A 15,810-nucleotide genomic window follows, 5' to 3' on the forward strand; every position below is an offset into this window, starting at 1 on the left:
ACACCTGTTCCAGATACCTACCTATCTATTCGTATATTTTTTCAATTCATCCCGCGCGATGACCATACGGTGCACTGCATCTGGACCATCAGCAAAACGAAGTGTTCTCACACCCGTATACATCTCTGCCAACGGTGTATCTTGTGAGATACCCAAGCCACCATGCATCTGCATTGCTTCATCAATAACTTTCAATGCCATACGCGGCGCTTGAACTTTAATCTGACTAATCCAAATACCAGCCGCTTTTGCATCTCCTTGATCCATCATCCAAGCCGCTTTCAGACAAAGCAAACGTGCTTGCTCGATAGAAATGCGTGCTTCGGCGATAATGTCATAATTGGCACCAAGCTTGTGCAATGGACGCCCAAATGCTTCACGAGATGTGGCGCGTTTACAAAGTAATTCAAGCGCACGTTCCGCTTGACCAATCGCACGCATACAATGGTGAATACGGCCCGGCCCTAAGCGACCTTGGCTGACTTCAAAACCACGGCCCCGGCCTAGCAAAAGCGCATCTTTAGGAACGCGAACATTTGTAAAGCGGATATGCATGTGGCCATGGGGTGCATCATCATGACCAAAGACCTGCATGGGCCTGATAATCTCAATGCCTTCATGGTCAGATGAAATTGCAAACATTGAATGACGTCCGTGACGGCCAGCACTATCATCTTCAGTTTTCGCCATGAGAATATAAACACTGCAACGCGGATCACCGGCACCTGACGCCCAGTGCTTCTCACCGTTTAAAACCCACTCATCACCATCAAGCTTTGCTTCAAATTGCAATGCTGTTGCATCTGAAGACGCAACATCTGGTTCTGTCATAAGATAGGCTGAACGAATATTGCCTTGAAGCAGATCAGAAAGCCAAGCATTTTTCTGCTCTTCATTGCCATAGCGTTCGAGAACTTCCATATTCCCAGTGTCTGGCGCTGAACAGTTAAAAGCTTCCGCTCCAAGCTGGGGAGACCAACCCATTTCTTCAGCTAGATAAGCGTATTCAACAGTAGATAGGCCATATCCTCGGTCTGATCCTGTTAGCCAGAAATTCCAGAGGCCACGTTCTTTAGGCTCCTTTTTAATCTCATCGAGAATTTCTTTCTGGCGCTCGGTATGTGCAAATCGACCACCTTCAGCTTTACCCACCTCATTATGAAATTCGACTTCCAAAGGAAGAACTTTTTCGCGAACAATTTCCCGCACCGCAGCGATAAGTGGTTTGACTTTTTCGCTTGGGCCTAAATCCATACTCGTCATTCTCGTTTCCCTTTTCCTATTATTATCGTCTCCAGCCATAGCGTTGGCTGCAGGACTTATCTTGTATTTTCAGCTATCAATTTGCGGACATAATTACCCAGATTTTTTGCCCCCAAACCAAAGACGGCATACCGCTCATTCGTCGTTTGTTTGTGGTAATAACGGTAATAAATTTGCTGCGCGATTCCAGCTAAACGGAACTGTCCATAGGCATAATAAAACAGATAATTATCAATCTTACGGCCTGATTTCTTAGCGTAATAATCGACGATTTCTTGACGTGTCATCATGCCTTCAACATCAGAAGGCTGACGTTTCAATGCTTGCAATTCCATCGGATCGTCTGCTTGAACCCAATATGCGAGGCTTGCGCCCAAATCCATCAATGGATCACCAAGCGCTGAAATTTCCCAATCAAGCACTGCGCGGATTTCATGGGGTTCTTTTTCATCCATGATCATATTATCGATCCGGAAATCACCATGCAAAATCGCACTGCCCGACTCTGTGGAAGGTCGGTTATCCTCTAACCATTGTCGCACATCTTCAAATGGATCTGCATCGGGTGTAAGCGCTTTTTCATAACGCTTATTCCATCCTAAAATTTGACGTTCAACATAGCCTTCAGATTTACCAAAATCTTCCAGCCCGACACTCTTGGGATCCACAGCGTGTAGCTCGATCAGCTTATCCCAAAAACGCTCACAGAAACTGCGCACTTCCTGAGGGCCCCAATTCCATTCTTTGGGAAAAGCATCCAGAACAAGTCGCCCCGGCACTTTTTCCATAACATAGAATTCAGCACCAATAATGGAGTCTTCGTGTGGCGCGTAATACAATACGTCTGGCACTTTAGGATATTCGGATTTAAGTGCTTTCATCACACTATATTCACGGATCATCGAATGACCCGATTTAGGCTTTGCCCCGCGCGGAGGACGCCGCAAAACCAAATCACGGTCAGGGTATCTAAGCATGAATGTTAGATTGGAAGCCCCGCTAGAAAACTGCGTCACCTGAGGCTGACCTTTCAGGCCCTCTATTTCTTGCTTTAGAACACCGTCAACGGCATCCACATCAAAAGCATCTTCTGCGCGAACTTCAGAACCTATGTTTTCAGCTGCTTGGCTCATAGCGGACCGCGCTGTGTCAAACCACCATCCACAACCAATGTGTGTCCTGTCACATAAGAAGATTCATCTGATGCAAGGTAGAGAATAGCTTCTGCCATATCCTCGGGTTGACCCACACGTTTCAGCGAGAAGTTTCTGTTCACAATGGCTTTGGTCGCTTCTTCATCTGCCATCAAAGCCGATGCAATCTTTGTCTGGGTTAGGCCCGGTGCCAAAGCATTCACGCGGATGCCGTCAGATCCAAGCTCCTGCGCAAATACTTGCGTCATGCTGATAATACCAGCTTTTGTCATTGAATAGACACCTTGCCCCATACCCGGTCTAAATCCGTTTACTGACGCCACATTGATAATCGACCCGCCACCAGATTTTTTCATCAAAGGAACAGCTTTCACTGTCAGATAATATGGGCCTTTCAGGTTCACATCGATTGTCTTGCTCCACGCATCCACAGGCGTTTCAATTGCAGGACCAAAATGCGGGTTCGTTGCGCCATTATTGACCAAAATATCCAGGCGCCCCTCCTCTTTTTCAATAGAAGCGATCACAGCGTCATGATGAGCTAATTCTCCAAGGTGGAGCGTCATTGCACGCGCCTTACCGCCGGCGGCAATAATCTTTTCGGCAACTTCAGTACAAGCATCTAGCTTACGGCTGGTTACGATAACCATCGCGCCTTGCTCTGCAAATGCTTTGGCCGTTTCTTCACCAATACCGCGACTAGCTCCCGCGATAAGTGCGACTTTTCCTGTTAAATCCTGCCGTGCCATTTTAAGCATCCTCCCTTATTTATTATTATCGAATGTATTTTGGCCTACATGGGCCTATTATTCTTTGCCATCAAACCGCGTCGTAGTTTGCGCATCCCACCCAACCAGCGGTCTGGTTCAGCGGCTTTGCCTTTGATATATTCGGCGACTTCTTCATGCGGAAACACAAAGAACTTCCCGTCGTCCAAGGCAGTTAAGGTCATCTCTGCGACAATTTTTGGCTCAACCACGCCGCCAACAGATAGAAGACTTTCTTTTGCATCTTCAATCATGCGCGTATTCACAGCTTGAGGGCAGACACAGGCCACTGATATCCCGTCATCACCATGCGCAACAGCCAGACTTTCCGCGAAGGCGACAGCCGCGTGCTTTGTCACTGTGTAGGACGTACATCCCAACTGAGCGAGTAAACCAGCAGCCGACGCAACGATAACAAAACTACCACCACCACGCTTGACCATATCAGGAACCACATGGCGAGCAGCATAAACCGACGCCATAACATTCACTTGCCAAGATTTTTCCCAAGACGAATTAGGAGCAGATGCTGCTCCAAAAAGCGGTCCATCAGAAGATCCTATACCAGCATTGGAAACATATATGTCGACTGGGCCAAGCTGTTTCGTCACTTCAGTGATGAAAGAAGCAACTTCACCCTCATCAGCAACATTCACACTCGCACCAAACCCGCCACAGGCTTTGCCAACGGCATCTGCTTCGGATTGGACAAGATCTGCAACAGCAACTTTTGCTCCAGCAGCATGAAGCGCTTCAGCGTAGGCTTTGCCTATTCCGCGACTTCCGCCCGTGACAATTGCAACTTTATTATGCCAATCCATACGCGCTCTCCTGCTAGAAGTTGATCAAAAACTGACAATCAGAACTATCAATTCAACACATTTATTCTACAGAGACACACCCAAAGTCAAATTTTTTTTAACAAACGTACTACTGAAAAATCTTATATCAGATATTTCCCATCTATCATGGCGGTTATATCCTCACAAAACTCCTGACGAACTCTCCCTAGGTCATGTGTCTGTACGCCAGTCGCCAGAATTCTAAGCTTTTTTCCAATAAAAAGGCCATAGATCAGATAAGCATCCATTGATCTTGCACCATAGCCTATCCTCTTCAGTAGGCGATCCCAAGCTAGATACTGATCAAGGCTCACATCCCGCATTACCGGCCCAAGCGCAGGATTTCGCTGAAAATCCATAAACACAGATAATTCGGCAAGATTGACAGATTTGAACTCCGTGACTTCGCGCATAAAAACTGCACTTGTCAGATCTGCAAGCTGATCAATCTTCAGGGCATCATAGTCTATCCCCGCCATTACATGTCTGTACCGCGCTTTTGCACGTGCAAAAATCTGTACTTGTGTTGCTTGCAATAGGCTTTCCAAATTTTTAAAATAATAAACTGGAGCAGTTGGAGCCAACCCTGCACGCGCCGCTATCGCTCGGTGTGTGACCCCTGAAACGCCATAATCTTCGATCAGCCCAATCGCAGCATCTAAAATTTTAGCACGAGTTGCTTGCGCTTTTTTCCCATCCTTCTCAAGTGATGGATCATCAAGTAATTGATTGTTATATTTCTTGTTTTTTATACATTCTGCAACATTATTATTCTTATCCAGAATGTTATAAATATCACCAGAGTTGAACCCAAATTGTTGAGCAAGAAAAATCTGTCCAATTGTCGAATCTAATGCTGAACGGATCAAAGACTCACTAAATTCGCCGGGAAATTCATTGGCAAGCTTCAACCAAATCGCTTCAAGCCCGTCAAACCATTCTATAGCTACAGACCTTAAATCATCATTGCGCGCCGCTTCGATCATTATTTCTTGCCAAGCAATGGTGGGGGTTCTGAATTTCTTTGCGACCCCAGCAGCAATGGAACGAACACAAAAATCTCGAAATGTGACCGCAAATTGCGGGTCCGATAATCTACGTTTTGGGACAGCTTTCATACTTTCAAGATTTTTCTTCGCAAGCACGTAAGACGCGTCCTTGATCATATCCATCTTGGTTTCATAATAATATGTTGTCGACGCTAACGAGACATTGGCCCGCTTAGCAACACTTCTATGCGTTGTACGTGACAATCCAAACTCGGCTATATCCAAGATGACAGCATCACGTAATTTACGACGCATTTTTGCAGATCGAGATATCGTTAACTGAGCTTTTTTTTCTTCTAACACAGACGAACTCCCGAGAATACAACTCTAAAAAACCCTTCTACAAAAACACATATTGAACATATGTACAAATTATGCCAGCCTGCGGGCTAACAAGAAGAGTATCAATAACTTTCCAAAACAAGGCACTATCAATACAGCCTTATCACCTTAGGGCAACATTGCGTGCAATGTGGTGGCGCACAAAATTTCCAAATAAAAACGCGCCATCATACACGCTGCGGGACAAAAAGAGGAAACGTCCAATGAAAGCACTCGTATCAAAAACACCCGGCGGTCCAGACTCGCTGGAGCTCGTTGAATTACCAAAACCAGACGCTGCTGCGAATGAATTAGTTGTGCGTATCCATGCTTGTGGCGTGAACTTTCCAGACTCTCTCGTCATCGAAGACAGATACCAATTTAAACCACCTCGCCCTTTTGCACCCGGCAGTGAAATCGCCGGTGTTGTTGAAAAAGTGGGAGAGAATACATCTGGCTGGGAAGTTGGTGACCGTGTCGTCGCAACAGTTCCCCATGGCGGATTTGCTGAATACATAAGTGTTCCAGAAAATCTGGCTTTTCCACTACCTGCTGACAAAGATTTCAATCAAGCATCTGCTCTATTGCTCGTGTATGGAACAACATATCATGCACTTGCAGACCGCGGAAACTTGAAACCAGGTGAAACGCTACTTGTTCTTGGCGCAGCTGGAGGTGTTGGCCTCGCCGCAATCGAACTGGGTAAAGCTATGGGTGCGCGTGTCGTAGCCGCTGTTTCCAGTGAAGATAAAGCGCAAGCCGCCAAAGATGCTGGCGCAGATGACACAATCGTTTACGCCCGCCAGCCATTTGATAAAGCGCAGTCCAAAGAACTCGCCAAGCAATTTAAAGATGTTCTTGGAAGCAATGGAGCAGACGTCATTTATGACCCTGTTGGCGGTGATTATTGTGAACCAGCTCTGCGTGCCTGCGCTTGGGAAGGGCGTTACCTCGTTATAGGTTTTGCTGCTGGTATTCCATCACCGCCTCTCAACCTTACGCTTTTAAAAGGGTGTGATATTCGCGGTGTTTTCTGGGGTGCCTTTACAGCACGCTCACCAGAAAAAAACCTAGCAAACGTCAATGAACTTATGCGCCTCTGGGGAGAAGGTAAGATCAACCCTAAAGTTGGCAAAACTTGGCCGCTGGAAAAGGGCGGCGATGCCATTCAATGGCTCGTAGACCGAAAGGCAATCGGTAAAGTCGTCGTAACAATCGACTAAACACCCGCACCAGATCCAACCCGAGGCCACATCATGACAACAATTCACGCACGCACATGCCACATTTGTGAAGCAAATTGCGGCATCCTTGTCGAACTTGATGAGCGTCGGGTTGTATCCATCAAAGGCAATCCCGATCACGTTTTGAGCGAGGGCTATATCTGCCCCAAGGCAACGGCTATTCCAGACATTCAAGACGATCCAGATAGGTTACATCACCCTCTCAAAAAGACTGAAAATGGCTGGGAAGAAATTGATTGGGACACAGCGTTCACTGAAATTGCAGAACGTTTTGCCAATATTGTATCAAGCGAAAAAATACCAGCTGTTTATCTAGGAAACCCCGGAACGCATGATTACAGCAAAACAACTCAGATAAGAAATTTCATAAAAAGCCTTGGTGTACGCGGCATATATTCGGCCTCCACCCTAGACCAGCTTCCGCACATGATCGCGCAAAGATGGGTCTATGGGCATAACGCCCTTTTCCCCGTTGCTGATATTGATCGCAGTCAATACATGCTGATCGTTGGCGGCAATCCATTGGCATCCAATGGCAGTTTGTGGACGGTGCCCAATGTAAAAAAACGTATTCAACGCATGCAAAAACGCGGCGGGAAGCTCGTGGTTATTGATCCCAGAAAAACCGAAACCGCGAAAATTTCCAATGAGCATCATTTTATCCGTCCGGGCAGTGATACCGCGTTTTTCCTTGGATTACTTCTAGCACTAGATAATGCAGACCTTGTGAACCCAGAAAGGCTAGCTCCAATGCTAGATAATGGCTGGGATAAAGCATGGGACGAAATCAGAAAATATGATCTAAACGTCCTCTCCAAACATTGCGGCGTAAGCGTTGAAACACTTAACGACATTGCAGCTGAGCTGGGCAGCGGCAAACCAGCGATTGTGTATGGCCGGATGGGTGTTTCGGTACAGACATTTGGCACGGTCAATCAATGGCTGATCCAATTGCTCAATATTGCGACTGGCAATCTCGACCGTGAAGGCGGCATGATGTTTGGTAAGCCCGCAATTGATCCAGTTGAAAATGCAGGCAATGGTTCCTACGGACGCTATAGCACACGCGTGAGCAACAGCCCTGAGGTCTTGGGTGAACTTCCGACCGTCGAACTCGCTCAGGAAATCACCACAAAAGGCGCAGGCCAAATTGGTGCCCTCTTCACAATTGCAGGTAATCCAGTCATCTCAGCCCCCGGTGGACGACAATTGGATGCCGCTTTAGAATCATTAGACATGCTGGTCTGTGTCGACATGTATGTTACAGAAACATCGCGACATGCCGATTATATATTGCCGCCATGTGGACCATTAGAAAACGACCATTATCCATTATTGCTCGCTCCAATGGCAGTCCGTAATTTTGCAGCTTACTCCCCCGCTCTTTTGCCTAGACAAGACGATGAACGCGAAGACTGGGAAATCGTTGCCGGCCTCTCTGCTGCAATCAGCACAGCAACAGGGAAAGAACCACCACCAATTATTACTCCAAGAGACGCATTGGCGGCCATGCTCAAAGCCTCTTCTTATGACCTTACTTTAGAGCAATTGGAAAACAGTCCCAACGGTGTTGATCTAGGTGCGCTCTATTCTCAACTTCCAGAGCGATTACAAACACCTGACAAGAAAATTCACTGCGCCCCTGAAGAATGCCTAACAGATTTGGAACGTTTCAAGCACGAACTTGTGACCACAAATATTCCAGACCTCACATTGATTGGCCGCAGGCACGTGCGCAGCAATAATAGCTGGCTGCACAATAGTCATCGCCTCCTTAAAGGACCAGATCGTTGTACTTTGATGATACATCCAGACGACGCTGTGAAATATGATGTGGAAACCGGCGATATGGTTCGCGTGCAAAACCATGTTGGAAGCGTAGAAATAATTGCCGAAGTCACAACCGATGTCATGCGCGGCGTGGTGTCAATTCCCCATGGTTACGGCCACGCACGAGAAGGCACTAAACTCTCTGTCGCCGGTGAAAAACCAGGTGTCTCAATCAACGACCTCACCGATCCAGCGACCAAAGACCCACTCTCCGGCAACGCCGTTTTGAACGGCGTCGAAGTGAGGATCTCAAAACTGGTGGCAAACTAGATCAGCGAGTGGCACTGGTTTGAGTTAATCCAAATCAGCTGCAGAGTGACGCTCCTTAAGCTGCTTGCTTTCTTCGCCCCATACGCGGTTTACACGGCGACCACGGATTACAGCCGGACGTTCGGAAATTTCTTTGGCCCAACGTTGAAGATTTTTATATTCATGCACTGACAAAAATTCAGCCGCTTCATATAAATGACCAAGGGCAAGCGCCCCATACCACGGCCAGATAGCGATATCTGCAATCGTATATTCATCACCCGCAATAAATTTGCTTTTCTCAAGCGCCTTATCCAGAACATCCAGCTCTCGTTTCACTTCCATAGAAAAACGATTGATCGGATATTCAAATTTCTCGGGTGCATATGCGTAAAAATGCCCGAATCCGCCGCCCAAATAAGGCGCAGACCCCATTTGCCAAAACAGCCAATTCATGACTTCCGTGCGTTTTGCACCGTCTTTTGGTAAAAACTCACCAAATTTTTCGGCTAGATGCACCAGAATAGAACCAGATTCAAAAACGCGAACTGGCTCTACACCGCTGCGATCCATCAAAGCTGGGATTTTCGAATTTGGATTCACCTCAACAAAACCAGATGAGAATTGGTCACCCTCGGAAATATCAATGATCCAACCATCATATTCCGCACCTTTATGGCCAAGCGCTAGAAGCTCTTCAAACATCACAGTCACTTTCACACCATTAGGCGTTGCTAATGAATATAATTGAAAAGGATGCTGACCGATGGGCAGTTCTTTTTCGTGTGTCGCTCCAGAAATTGGACGATTTATATTCGCAAATTTTCCGCCATTACCCTGTTCCCAAGTCCAAACGGCAGGTGGTGTATATGTTTGCTTGTCTGTCATGAGCATATGTCCATTGGTGAAATTCTATAAGTGTTTGGCCATCCGAGGATTTAGAAACCGAGGAATTGTATGCACTATACTTATGTCCATTGCTCAGCTTTACAAATGATAAGCCGAAATTTCATCTCCAAATCACACAAAAGTGAGCCTCCCCTACGGAAGGCTCACTCTTATTTTTATTCTCATTCCACAGCTTAGTTGAATGGCTCTGCTTCAAAATCAAAGAAGACAAAATCAGCTTCTTTTCCATTGGTGAACTCAAGCAATCCATCCGTCGGAATTGCTAGACCGTCACCTTGCTGCAAACGCATACCATTCACTTCAACTTCACCCAGCGCAACTTGAACCCAAGCTTTATGCCCGTCTGAAATTTCAAACTGAACTGACTGATCTCCATCAAGATTAGCCGCATAAACATCAGCATTTGCTTTCATCTGAATAGAACCATGACGGCCATCCTTTGAAAGAAACAGTTTCAATTTACCGTCCTTATCTTCTTTCGTTAGGTCTAGGGTTTCATATCGAGGCTGGCCACCGTCTTCATATGCTGTCCTTGTGCGCCAAAGCACCTTGAAGAACATATGAGAAAATTTCTGCATTCTGATGCGGATGCTCTCCAAATCCTTTTCCACCTTCAATATAGTCATCATTGATCACGCGAAGGGATTCAAAATGCATGTGGGCACGATCAAAATAGCTTCCAAAGCTAAAGGAATGAGCTGAACGCAACCAGCCCATATTTACATGTCCGCGTTCGGCTGCCGGACGTAATGTAAAAGCATCTTGAGGAATAAGATTTAGAGTACTCATCACAATTTTCCTTTTTAAATCTGTTTAATTGACGCCATTGCTGCTGCAATTTTTTCTTCCGCCTGCTGGCCCATTGCGTCCGCAATTATAAACGTAACGTCTGTTATGCCGATAAAGCCCAGAATGTGACGCACATATGGTGTGACAAAATCAATCTCACTTCCCGACGGTGTACCACCTGAAGCCAATGCAATAATAGCACGCTTGCCTTCCATCAGTCCGACAGGCCCTGTTTCTGTGTATTTGAATGTCACGCCCGCACGTCCAATCAAATCGACCCATGCTTTGAAAGTTGCTGGAACACCAAAATTGTAAGTCGGAATTCCGATAACAAGCGTATCTGCATTCTTAATTTCGTTCACCAACTGATCAGACTGAGCCAAAGTTGAAGCCTGAGCATCTGTTCTCATCTCTGGCGGAGTAAAGTTTGCGCCAACCCAATCCTCATTGATAAATGGTAGGCCTTTTGACACATCTCTCTTCTCAACTTGTACAGCTTTTTCAGCTGACAAATGTTCAATAATCGCATCGACCAATCCACGTGATACAGAGTCAGATACACGTGCGCTCGTATCAATACGAAGAATTTTGTTTAGATTTTCCATCATGTCTTCCTTTGCTAAATTTCCTACAAAGTCAGATAGACTGTCCACCCATATAGTATTAGTGTGCAATTTAAGATATTATTGTTCTGGAAAACGAAACAATGAACAGGTATGAAGATATTGAAGCTTTTGTTCGAACGATTGAATCAGGTTCATTTACTGCTGCTGCTAAACAATTAGGACTTGCCAAATCCGCGATCAGTCGACGCATTCAAGACTTAGAAGCACGCCTAGATACACAATTAATTATTCGCACAACGCGTAAAATCACGCTGACGGAACAAGGTCACACTCTGTTTGAGCGAGCTAAAATCTTGCTACATGACTGGCAAGAAGCGGAAGCCTCTATTACTTCTAATCAGGCAGCGTTAGCAGGCACTATCCGAGTCACAGCCCCTCTTACCTTTGGTGTAAACCATCTTAGCGCAGCCTTTATTGAGTTTCTCGATGCTAATCCCAATATCGAACTCGACATTGATTTTAGTGATCGCAAAGTTGATCTCGTGTCTGAAGGCATGGATCTCGCCATTCGGATCGGCCAATTGCCAGATTCAAGTCTAATTGCGCGCAAGCTTGCACCTATTCGCGCTATCGCTGCAGCAAGTCCTGAATACCTAGCCCAAAATGGTACACCGCGTACACCTGAAGATTTGCAGAAGCTAAACGAGCTGCGCTATGGCCTCAAAGACGTCAGAAGCTGGAAATATACAGCACCCGATGGTTCGGTAGGAGAAATTGAAATGCCATCTGTCCTGAAGTCTACAAATGGAGACTTTTTAAAAGATGCTGCAATAGCAGGAAAAGGCATTGTCATCGAACCAAGCTTTATACTTTGCCAAGCTCTAAAAGACGGACGTCTCGTACAAATACTTCCCGACTATAAATGGCCAGAAATTGGTGCATACGCCATATACCCACCAACACGCCATCTATCGGCCCGCGTACGAAAACTAGTTGACCATCTTGCAAAACATTGCGGCGGAGAAGACCCATATTGGGAGAAAATTTAGCCAAACAGACACTATGATAGAATTTAATTCTCCCTTAGCTTGGTATACCGATCCCAATAGACAACAAAACAAGACACATTCTTCCCTTGCCAGTCATACAGGTAAATTTATGAAAATTCTAAGCGCGCTCTCGGTCTGTTTCGCATTCTTTATCTCCTCGCCCAGCTTGGCTCAGGAAGCCACATCCAAAACATTACTTATAAATGCTGACCTTATTGATGTCGTAAAAGGCAAACTCGTAAAAAATCAAGCTATCGCAATCGAAAACAGAAAGATCACTTTTGTTGGCAATGCATCCAAAGCACCTGATGGAGATTGGGAAACCCTAGATATGGCCGGCGCTACATTATTGCCCGGTTTATCTGACAGCCACGTTCACCTCACATCCAACGCTTCTGATCATGGCTACAGAAGACTGACTATCTCAACACCTAGAGCTGCAATTAATGGTGTGGCGAATGCCAAAAAGACCCTGCTAGCAGGGTTCACAAGTGTTAGAAACTTAGGTGCCCCCGGATATGCAGATATCGCATTAAAAGACTCGATCGAAGACGGTATAGTAATTGGGCCACGTATCATCGCATCTGGCCCCTCTCTGGGAATTACTGGCGGCCATTGCGATTCCAATTTGTTACCTTTTGAATATCAGAACAAAGCTGAAGGTGTGGCTGATGGACCTTGGGCTGTCCGCGCCAAAGTGCGCCAAAACAACAAATACGGTGCCCAAGTCATCAAATTTTGCGGTACAGGCGGTGTCTTATCCAAAGGCACTAAACTTGGTGCACAGCAATTCACCTTTGAAGAAATGGCAGCCATTGTTGATGAAGCACACCTATTGGGCTTGAAAGTTGCCGTCCATGCTCATGGCTCTGATGGCATCGCAACGGCCCTAAAAGCTGGCGTCGACTCCGTTGAACATGCAAGCATGATCACGGATGAAGATATTCAAGTCGCGATAGAACAAGGCACATATCTTTCCATGGATATCTATGTGTCCGACTTTATCCTATCTGAAGGAGAAGCCGCCGGCATTCTTGAAGAATCTTTAGAAAAAGAACGTAAAGTTGGACGCCTTCAAAGAGAACGTTTTCAAGCAGCCGTTAAAGCAGGTGCCAAAATGGCATTTGGTACAGATGGCGGTGTCTATTCACACGGTTTAAATGCACGCCAATTTGCAAAAATGGTTGAATGGGGAATGACACCCATGCAAGCCATCCAAGCATCTACGATTGGCAATGCGACACTCTTTGGAACTGAGACCAACACTGGCTCAATAGAGGTTGGAAAATTCGCAGATATCGTTGCGGTGTCAGCAAACCCGCTAACAGATGTTAGCGAGCTGGAAGACATCGACTTCGTGATGAAAGACGGTGTGGTCTACAAGAACACCATCACGCAATAACTAAAACGCCCCTTCAAAGTGATACTCTGAAGGGGCATGATAGCTATCTCAATGCGTCGCTAGTTTCGTCTAAAAGGGATTGCTACCTATCAATTGTTCTGGGACCAAATCCAAACAAGTTTGATCCAGATCCGCCACAAGATGAAATTGCGTGACCGCTTTTGGTAATTCATAGCGGAAGAAATACCGGCAAGCTGCTATTTTACCCTGATAGAAAGCGACATCATCTCCCTCAGCCGTCTTCAATGCACTTACGGACACCTGAGCCTGACGCAACCATAACCACGCCACAACAACATGCCCGAAAGCGTCCAGATATATCGTGGCGTTCGCTAATTGAATATTCTGATTTTCACAAGCTTTTACTGTTTTTGTTGTGTCCAACAGCGTTTCAACTGCACCAGTTAATGCAGTAGCATACTCTTTTAGCGAAGTTTCATCAGCGACCTCTGCTAACGTTTTTTGCACCTCAGCCATAAGCAGATTTAGCGCTGCCCCGTCATGCATAGAGACTTTTCGACCCAGCAAATCAAGGCCATGTATCGCATGCGTACCTTCATGAATATGGTTCAAACGATTATCGCGATAATACCGCTCAACAGGGAATTCACGCGTATAACCATATCCTCCAAGGATTTGAATTGCGTGCTTATTTGCTTCTAAACAAAATTCTGACGGCCAAGATTTTGCCAAGGGTGTCAAAATTTCCAACAATAAAGCCAAACGCATCTGCTCGTTTTTGTCGTCAGTCAATTTTTGCTGTTCAACAAGGTCCATACAATAAAAAAGCAATGCTGAAGCACCCTCGACCGCCGCCTTTTGCGCCATGAGCAACCGCTTGATATCGGTGTGCTCAATGATAGGAATTTGAGGTTTTGTCGGATCTTTATCTTGAGGGTGGCGACCTTGCGAGCGCTCACCAGCATATTTTAATGAATATAGAAATCCAGTTAATGCACTCATGACCGAGCCTTGCCCAACACCAATGCGCGCTTCATTCATCATATGAAACATGGATTTCAAGCCTTCATGCGGCTTCCCCACAAGATACCCATGACAATCGCCATTTTCACCAAAATTCAAAAGGCAATTTGTCGTGCCGCGATGTCCCATTTTATGATTGAGACCCGCCAATGAAATATCATTCTTAGGCCCAAGACTTCCATCATCATTCACCCGATATTTTGGTACGATAAAAAGAGAAATTCCCCGCACACCCGGAGGGCCACCTGGAATTTTAGCCAGCACCATTTCAACAATATTTTCTGCAAGCTCGTGATCTCCACCCGAAATCCACATTTTCGAGCCTTCAATCAGATAATGCCCCTCATCTGTCGGCGTTGCTTTTGTACGGATATCAGACAGTGAAGAACCCGCTTGAGGTTCAGATAGACACATTGTACCAAACCAGCGACCTTCTAGCATTGGACCAAGATATTTGTCTTTCTGTTCCTGACTACCCACTGCATTCAGCATATTGGCAGCACCAATCGTCAAAAATGCATACGAGTTTATCCCCGGATTAGCCGCTGAGAAAAAACCAGCCAATGCAAAATTCACAATCCCGGGTAATTGTGCCCCGCCGACATCCTCATCAAAGCTTGCGCCGAAGAAGCCAGCATCCGCAAAAGCTTTTAGCGCCTCTCCTACTTCGGGCATGATGGATACTTTTTCGCCGTCAAATGTTGGCTCATTCGCATCCAGCTCACTTGCACATGTGAGATACTTATCTTCAGCAATCGCTTGCGCAGTATCCAAAATAGCTGAAATTGCTTCTCGGTCGTATGCTTCATAGCGATCCGTTTGAAGCATTTGGTCGAGATCCAGCAGCTCATACATCAAGAAATCTATATCGCGACGATTTGTAATCAATGACATTAATCAACTTCCTTTGAATGCAGAGAATGGAGACAAATAGCACCATTTTTTAACAATGGTACTAAAATTTATTCCCTGATCAATCCTACCCTAAGGGCAATTTTGAAAAGAAAGTGAAAGCTCATACATCCACCCGATTTAACCAGTTTCCCCTCACCTTGCGGCATTATTGACAGGCATTTTCAGTTCGCCTACCCAAGAATGAATAGAGGGACACAATTATGAGCGAATTTATAGTCGTCACCCAGAACGAGATGGTCACAACTTTGACTATCACACGCCAAGATAAGAAAAATGCGATCACCAAAGGCATGTATAGTGCTATGGCTGATGCGATTTTGGCATATGGCGAAGATAAAACTTCACGCGCTTTTGTCATCACAGGTGCTGGCGACATGTTCACCTCTGGAAATGACATTTCAGACTTCACAACAGATTTGGTCGGCAGCGAAAAACCGCCAGTGGTACGCTTTCTAGACGCACTTCGTGAATGCCCAA

The 15,810-nt window shown here is 45.8% G+C and carries 15 protein-coding genes; 5 read left to right on the forward strand and 10 right to left on the reverse strand.

Annotated features, from left to right (window positions below; genetic code table 11):
- Positions 1-21: 21 nt before the first annotated feature.
- The 5 genes from AC5EF3_RS13185 to AC5EF3_RS13205 all read right to left on the reverse strand — a co-directional run bounded on the left by AC5EF3_RS13185 (position 22) and on the right by AC5EF3_RS13205 (position 5,378).
- A complete protein-coding gene (locus tag AC5EF3_RS13185) occupies positions 22-1,263 on the reverse strand; it encodes an acyl-CoA dehydrogenase family protein (RefSeq protein WP_493548372.1) in 1,242 nt (413 codons plus the stop codon).
- 56 nt (positions 1,264-1,319) lie between these two features.
- Entirely contained in the window at positions 1,320-2,396 is a 1,077-nt protein-coding gene (locus AC5EF3_RS13190) for a phosphotransferase family protein (RefSeq protein WP_493548373.1), read from the reverse strand.
- Positions 2,393-3,166: a glucose 1-dehydrogenase gene (locus AC5EF3_RS13195; RefSeq protein WP_493548374.1), complete on the reverse strand. Its 774-nt coding sequence runs from the start codon at positions 3,164-3,166 to the stop codon at positions 2,393-2,395. Before AC5EF3_RS13195 ends, AC5EF3_RS13190 begins: the two co-directional genes overlap by 4 nt.
- 44 nt (positions 3,167-3,210) lie before the next feature.
- Positions 3,211-4,005 carry an SDR family NAD(P)-dependent oxidoreductase gene (locus AC5EF3_RS13200; protein ID WP_493548375.1) on the reverse strand — a complete coding sequence of 265 codons (795 nt, stop codon included), beginning with the start codon at positions 4,003-4,005 and terminating at the stop codon, positions 3,211-3,213.
- A 122-nt stretch (positions 4,006-4,127) separates the two neighbouring features.
- Positions 4,128-5,378, reverse strand: a complete 1,251-nt coding sequence (locus tag AC5EF3_RS13205; protein ID WP_493548376.1) for a TetR/AcrR family transcriptional regulator — start codon at positions 5,376-5,378, stop codon at positions 4,128-4,130.
- Between the two features lie 242 nt (positions 5,379-5,620).
- Here AC5EF3_RS13205 and AC5EF3_RS13210 point away from each other — a divergent pair, with 242 nt between their 5' ends.
- Complete coding sequence (locus AC5EF3_RS13210; RefSeq protein WP_015828668.1) at positions 5,621-6,619, forward strand: NADPH:quinone oxidoreductase family protein; 999 nt, start codon at positions 5,621-5,623, stop codon at positions 6,617-6,619.
- Positions 6,620-6,652: 33 nt separating this feature from the next.
- Entirely contained in the window at positions 6,653-8,740 is a 2,088-nt protein-coding gene (locus AC5EF3_RS13215; RefSeq protein WP_493548377.1) for a molybdopterin oxidoreductase family protein, read from the forward strand.
- A 24-nt stretch (positions 8,741-8,764) separates the two neighbouring features.
- On the opposite strand, the gene yghU is transcribed toward AC5EF3_RS13215, so the two are convergent.
- The 4 genes from yghU to AC5EF3_RS13235 all read right to left on the reverse strand — a co-directional run bounded on the left by yghU (position 8,765) and on the right by AC5EF3_RS13235 (position 11,022).
- Positions 8,765-9,607 carry a glutathione-dependent disulfide-bond oxidoreductase gene (gene yghU, locus AC5EF3_RS13220; protein ID WP_493548378.1) on the reverse strand — a complete coding sequence of 281 codons (843 nt, stop codon included), beginning with the start codon at positions 9,605-9,607 and terminating at the stop codon, positions 8,765-8,767.
- 194 nt (positions 9,608-9,801) lie between these two features.
- A complete protein-coding gene (locus AC5EF3_RS13225) occupies positions 9,802-10,086 on the reverse strand; it encodes a pirin family protein (protein WP_493548379.1) in 285 nt (94 codons plus the stop codon).
- A gap of 61 nt (positions 10,087-10,147) precedes the next feature.
- Positions 10,148-10,417 (reverse strand): pirin family protein, encoded by a 270-nt coding sequence (locus AC5EF3_RS13230; RefSeq protein ID WP_493548380.1) that lies wholly within the window; start codon positions 10,415-10,417, stop codon positions 10,148-10,150.
- A gap of 14 nt (positions 10,418-10,431) precedes the next feature.
- Entirely contained in the window at positions 10,432-11,022 is a 591-nt protein-coding gene (locus AC5EF3_RS13235; protein WP_015828672.1) for an FMN-dependent NADH-azoreductase, read from the reverse strand.
- A gap of 101 nt (positions 11,023-11,123) precedes the next feature.
- Here AC5EF3_RS13235 and AC5EF3_RS13240 point away from each other — a divergent pair, with 101 nt between their 5' ends.
- Together AC5EF3_RS13240 and AC5EF3_RS13245 are read left to right on the forward strand one after the other, a co-directional pair.
- A complete protein-coding gene (locus tag AC5EF3_RS13240) occupies positions 11,124-12,032 on the forward strand; it encodes a LysR family transcriptional regulator (protein WP_493548381.1) in 909 nt (302 codons plus the stop codon).
- A 109-nt stretch (positions 12,033-12,141) separates the two neighbouring features.
- Positions 12,142-13,434, forward strand: a complete 1,293-nt coding sequence (locus tag AC5EF3_RS13245) for a Xaa-Pro dipeptidase (protein WP_493548382.1) — start codon at positions 12,142-12,144, stop codon at positions 13,432-13,434.
- Positions 13,435-13,503: 69 nt separating this feature from the next.
- Here the strand turns inward: AC5EF3_RS13245 and AC5EF3_RS13250 are convergent, their stop codons facing one another.
- Positions 13,504-15,312 (reverse strand): acyl-CoA dehydrogenase, encoded by a 1,809-nt coding sequence (locus tag AC5EF3_RS13250; protein WP_493548383.1) that lies wholly within the window; start codon positions 15,310-15,312, stop codon positions 13,504-13,506.
- Between the two features lie 221 nt (positions 15,313-15,533).
- On the opposite strand from AC5EF3_RS13250, the gene AC5EF3_RS13255 reads away from it, so the two are divergent.
- A partial coding sequence (locus tag AC5EF3_RS13255) for an enoyl-CoA hydratase-related protein (protein WP_493548384.1) occupies positions 15,534-15,810 on the forward strand: 277 nt, incomplete at its 3' end.

The sequence above is a fragment of the Hirschia sp. genome, assembly GCF_058892565.1.

Coding starts and splice junctions, on each gene's coding strand:
- AC5EF3_RS13195 (WP_493548374.1), bottom strand. CDS start 3,166: ATGGCACGGCAGGATTTAACAGGAAAAGTCGCACTTATCGCGGGAGCT.
- AC5EF3_RS13190 (WP_493548373.1), bottom strand. CDS start 2,396: ATGAGCCAAGCAGCTGAAAACATAGGTTCTGAAGTTCGCGCAGAAGAT.
- AC5EF3_RS13200 (WP_493548375.1), bottom strand. CDS start 4,005: ATGGATTGGCATAATAAAGTTGCAATTGTCACGGGCGGAAGTCGCGGA.
- AC5EF3_RS13250 (WP_493548383.1), bottom strand. CDS start 15,312: ATGTCATTGATTACAAATCGTCGCGATATAGATTTCTTGATGTATGAG.
- AC5EF3_RS13210 (WP_015828668.1), top strand. CDS start 5,621: ATGAAAGCACTCGTATCAAAAACACCCGGCGGTCCAGACTCGCTGGAG.
- AC5EF3_RS13245 (WP_493548382.1), top strand. CDS start 12,142: ATGAAAATTCTAAGCGCGCTCTCGGTCTGTTTCGCATTCTTTATCTCC.
- AC5EF3_RS13185 (WP_493548372.1), bottom strand. CDS start 1,263: ATGACGAGTATGGATTTAGGCCCAAGCGAAAAAGTCAAACCACTTATC.
- yghU (WP_493548378.1), bottom strand. CDS start 9,607: ATGACAGACAAGCAAACATATACACCACCTGCCGTTTGGACTTGGGAA.
- AC5EF3_RS13240 (WP_493548381.1), top strand. CDS start 11,124: ATGAACAGGTATGAAGATATTGAAGCTTTTGTTCGAACGATTGAATCA.
- AC5EF3_RS13230 (WP_493548380.1), bottom strand. CDS start 10,417: ATGAGTACTCTAAATCTTATTCCTCAAGATGCTTTTACATTACGTCCG.
- AC5EF3_RS13235 (WP_015828672.1), bottom strand. CDS start 11,022: ATGGAAAATCTAAACAAAATTCTTCGTATTGATACGAGCGCACGTGTA.
- AC5EF3_RS13215 (WP_493548377.1), top strand. CDS start 6,653: ATGACAACAATTCACGCACGCACATGCCACATTTGTGAAGCAAATTGC.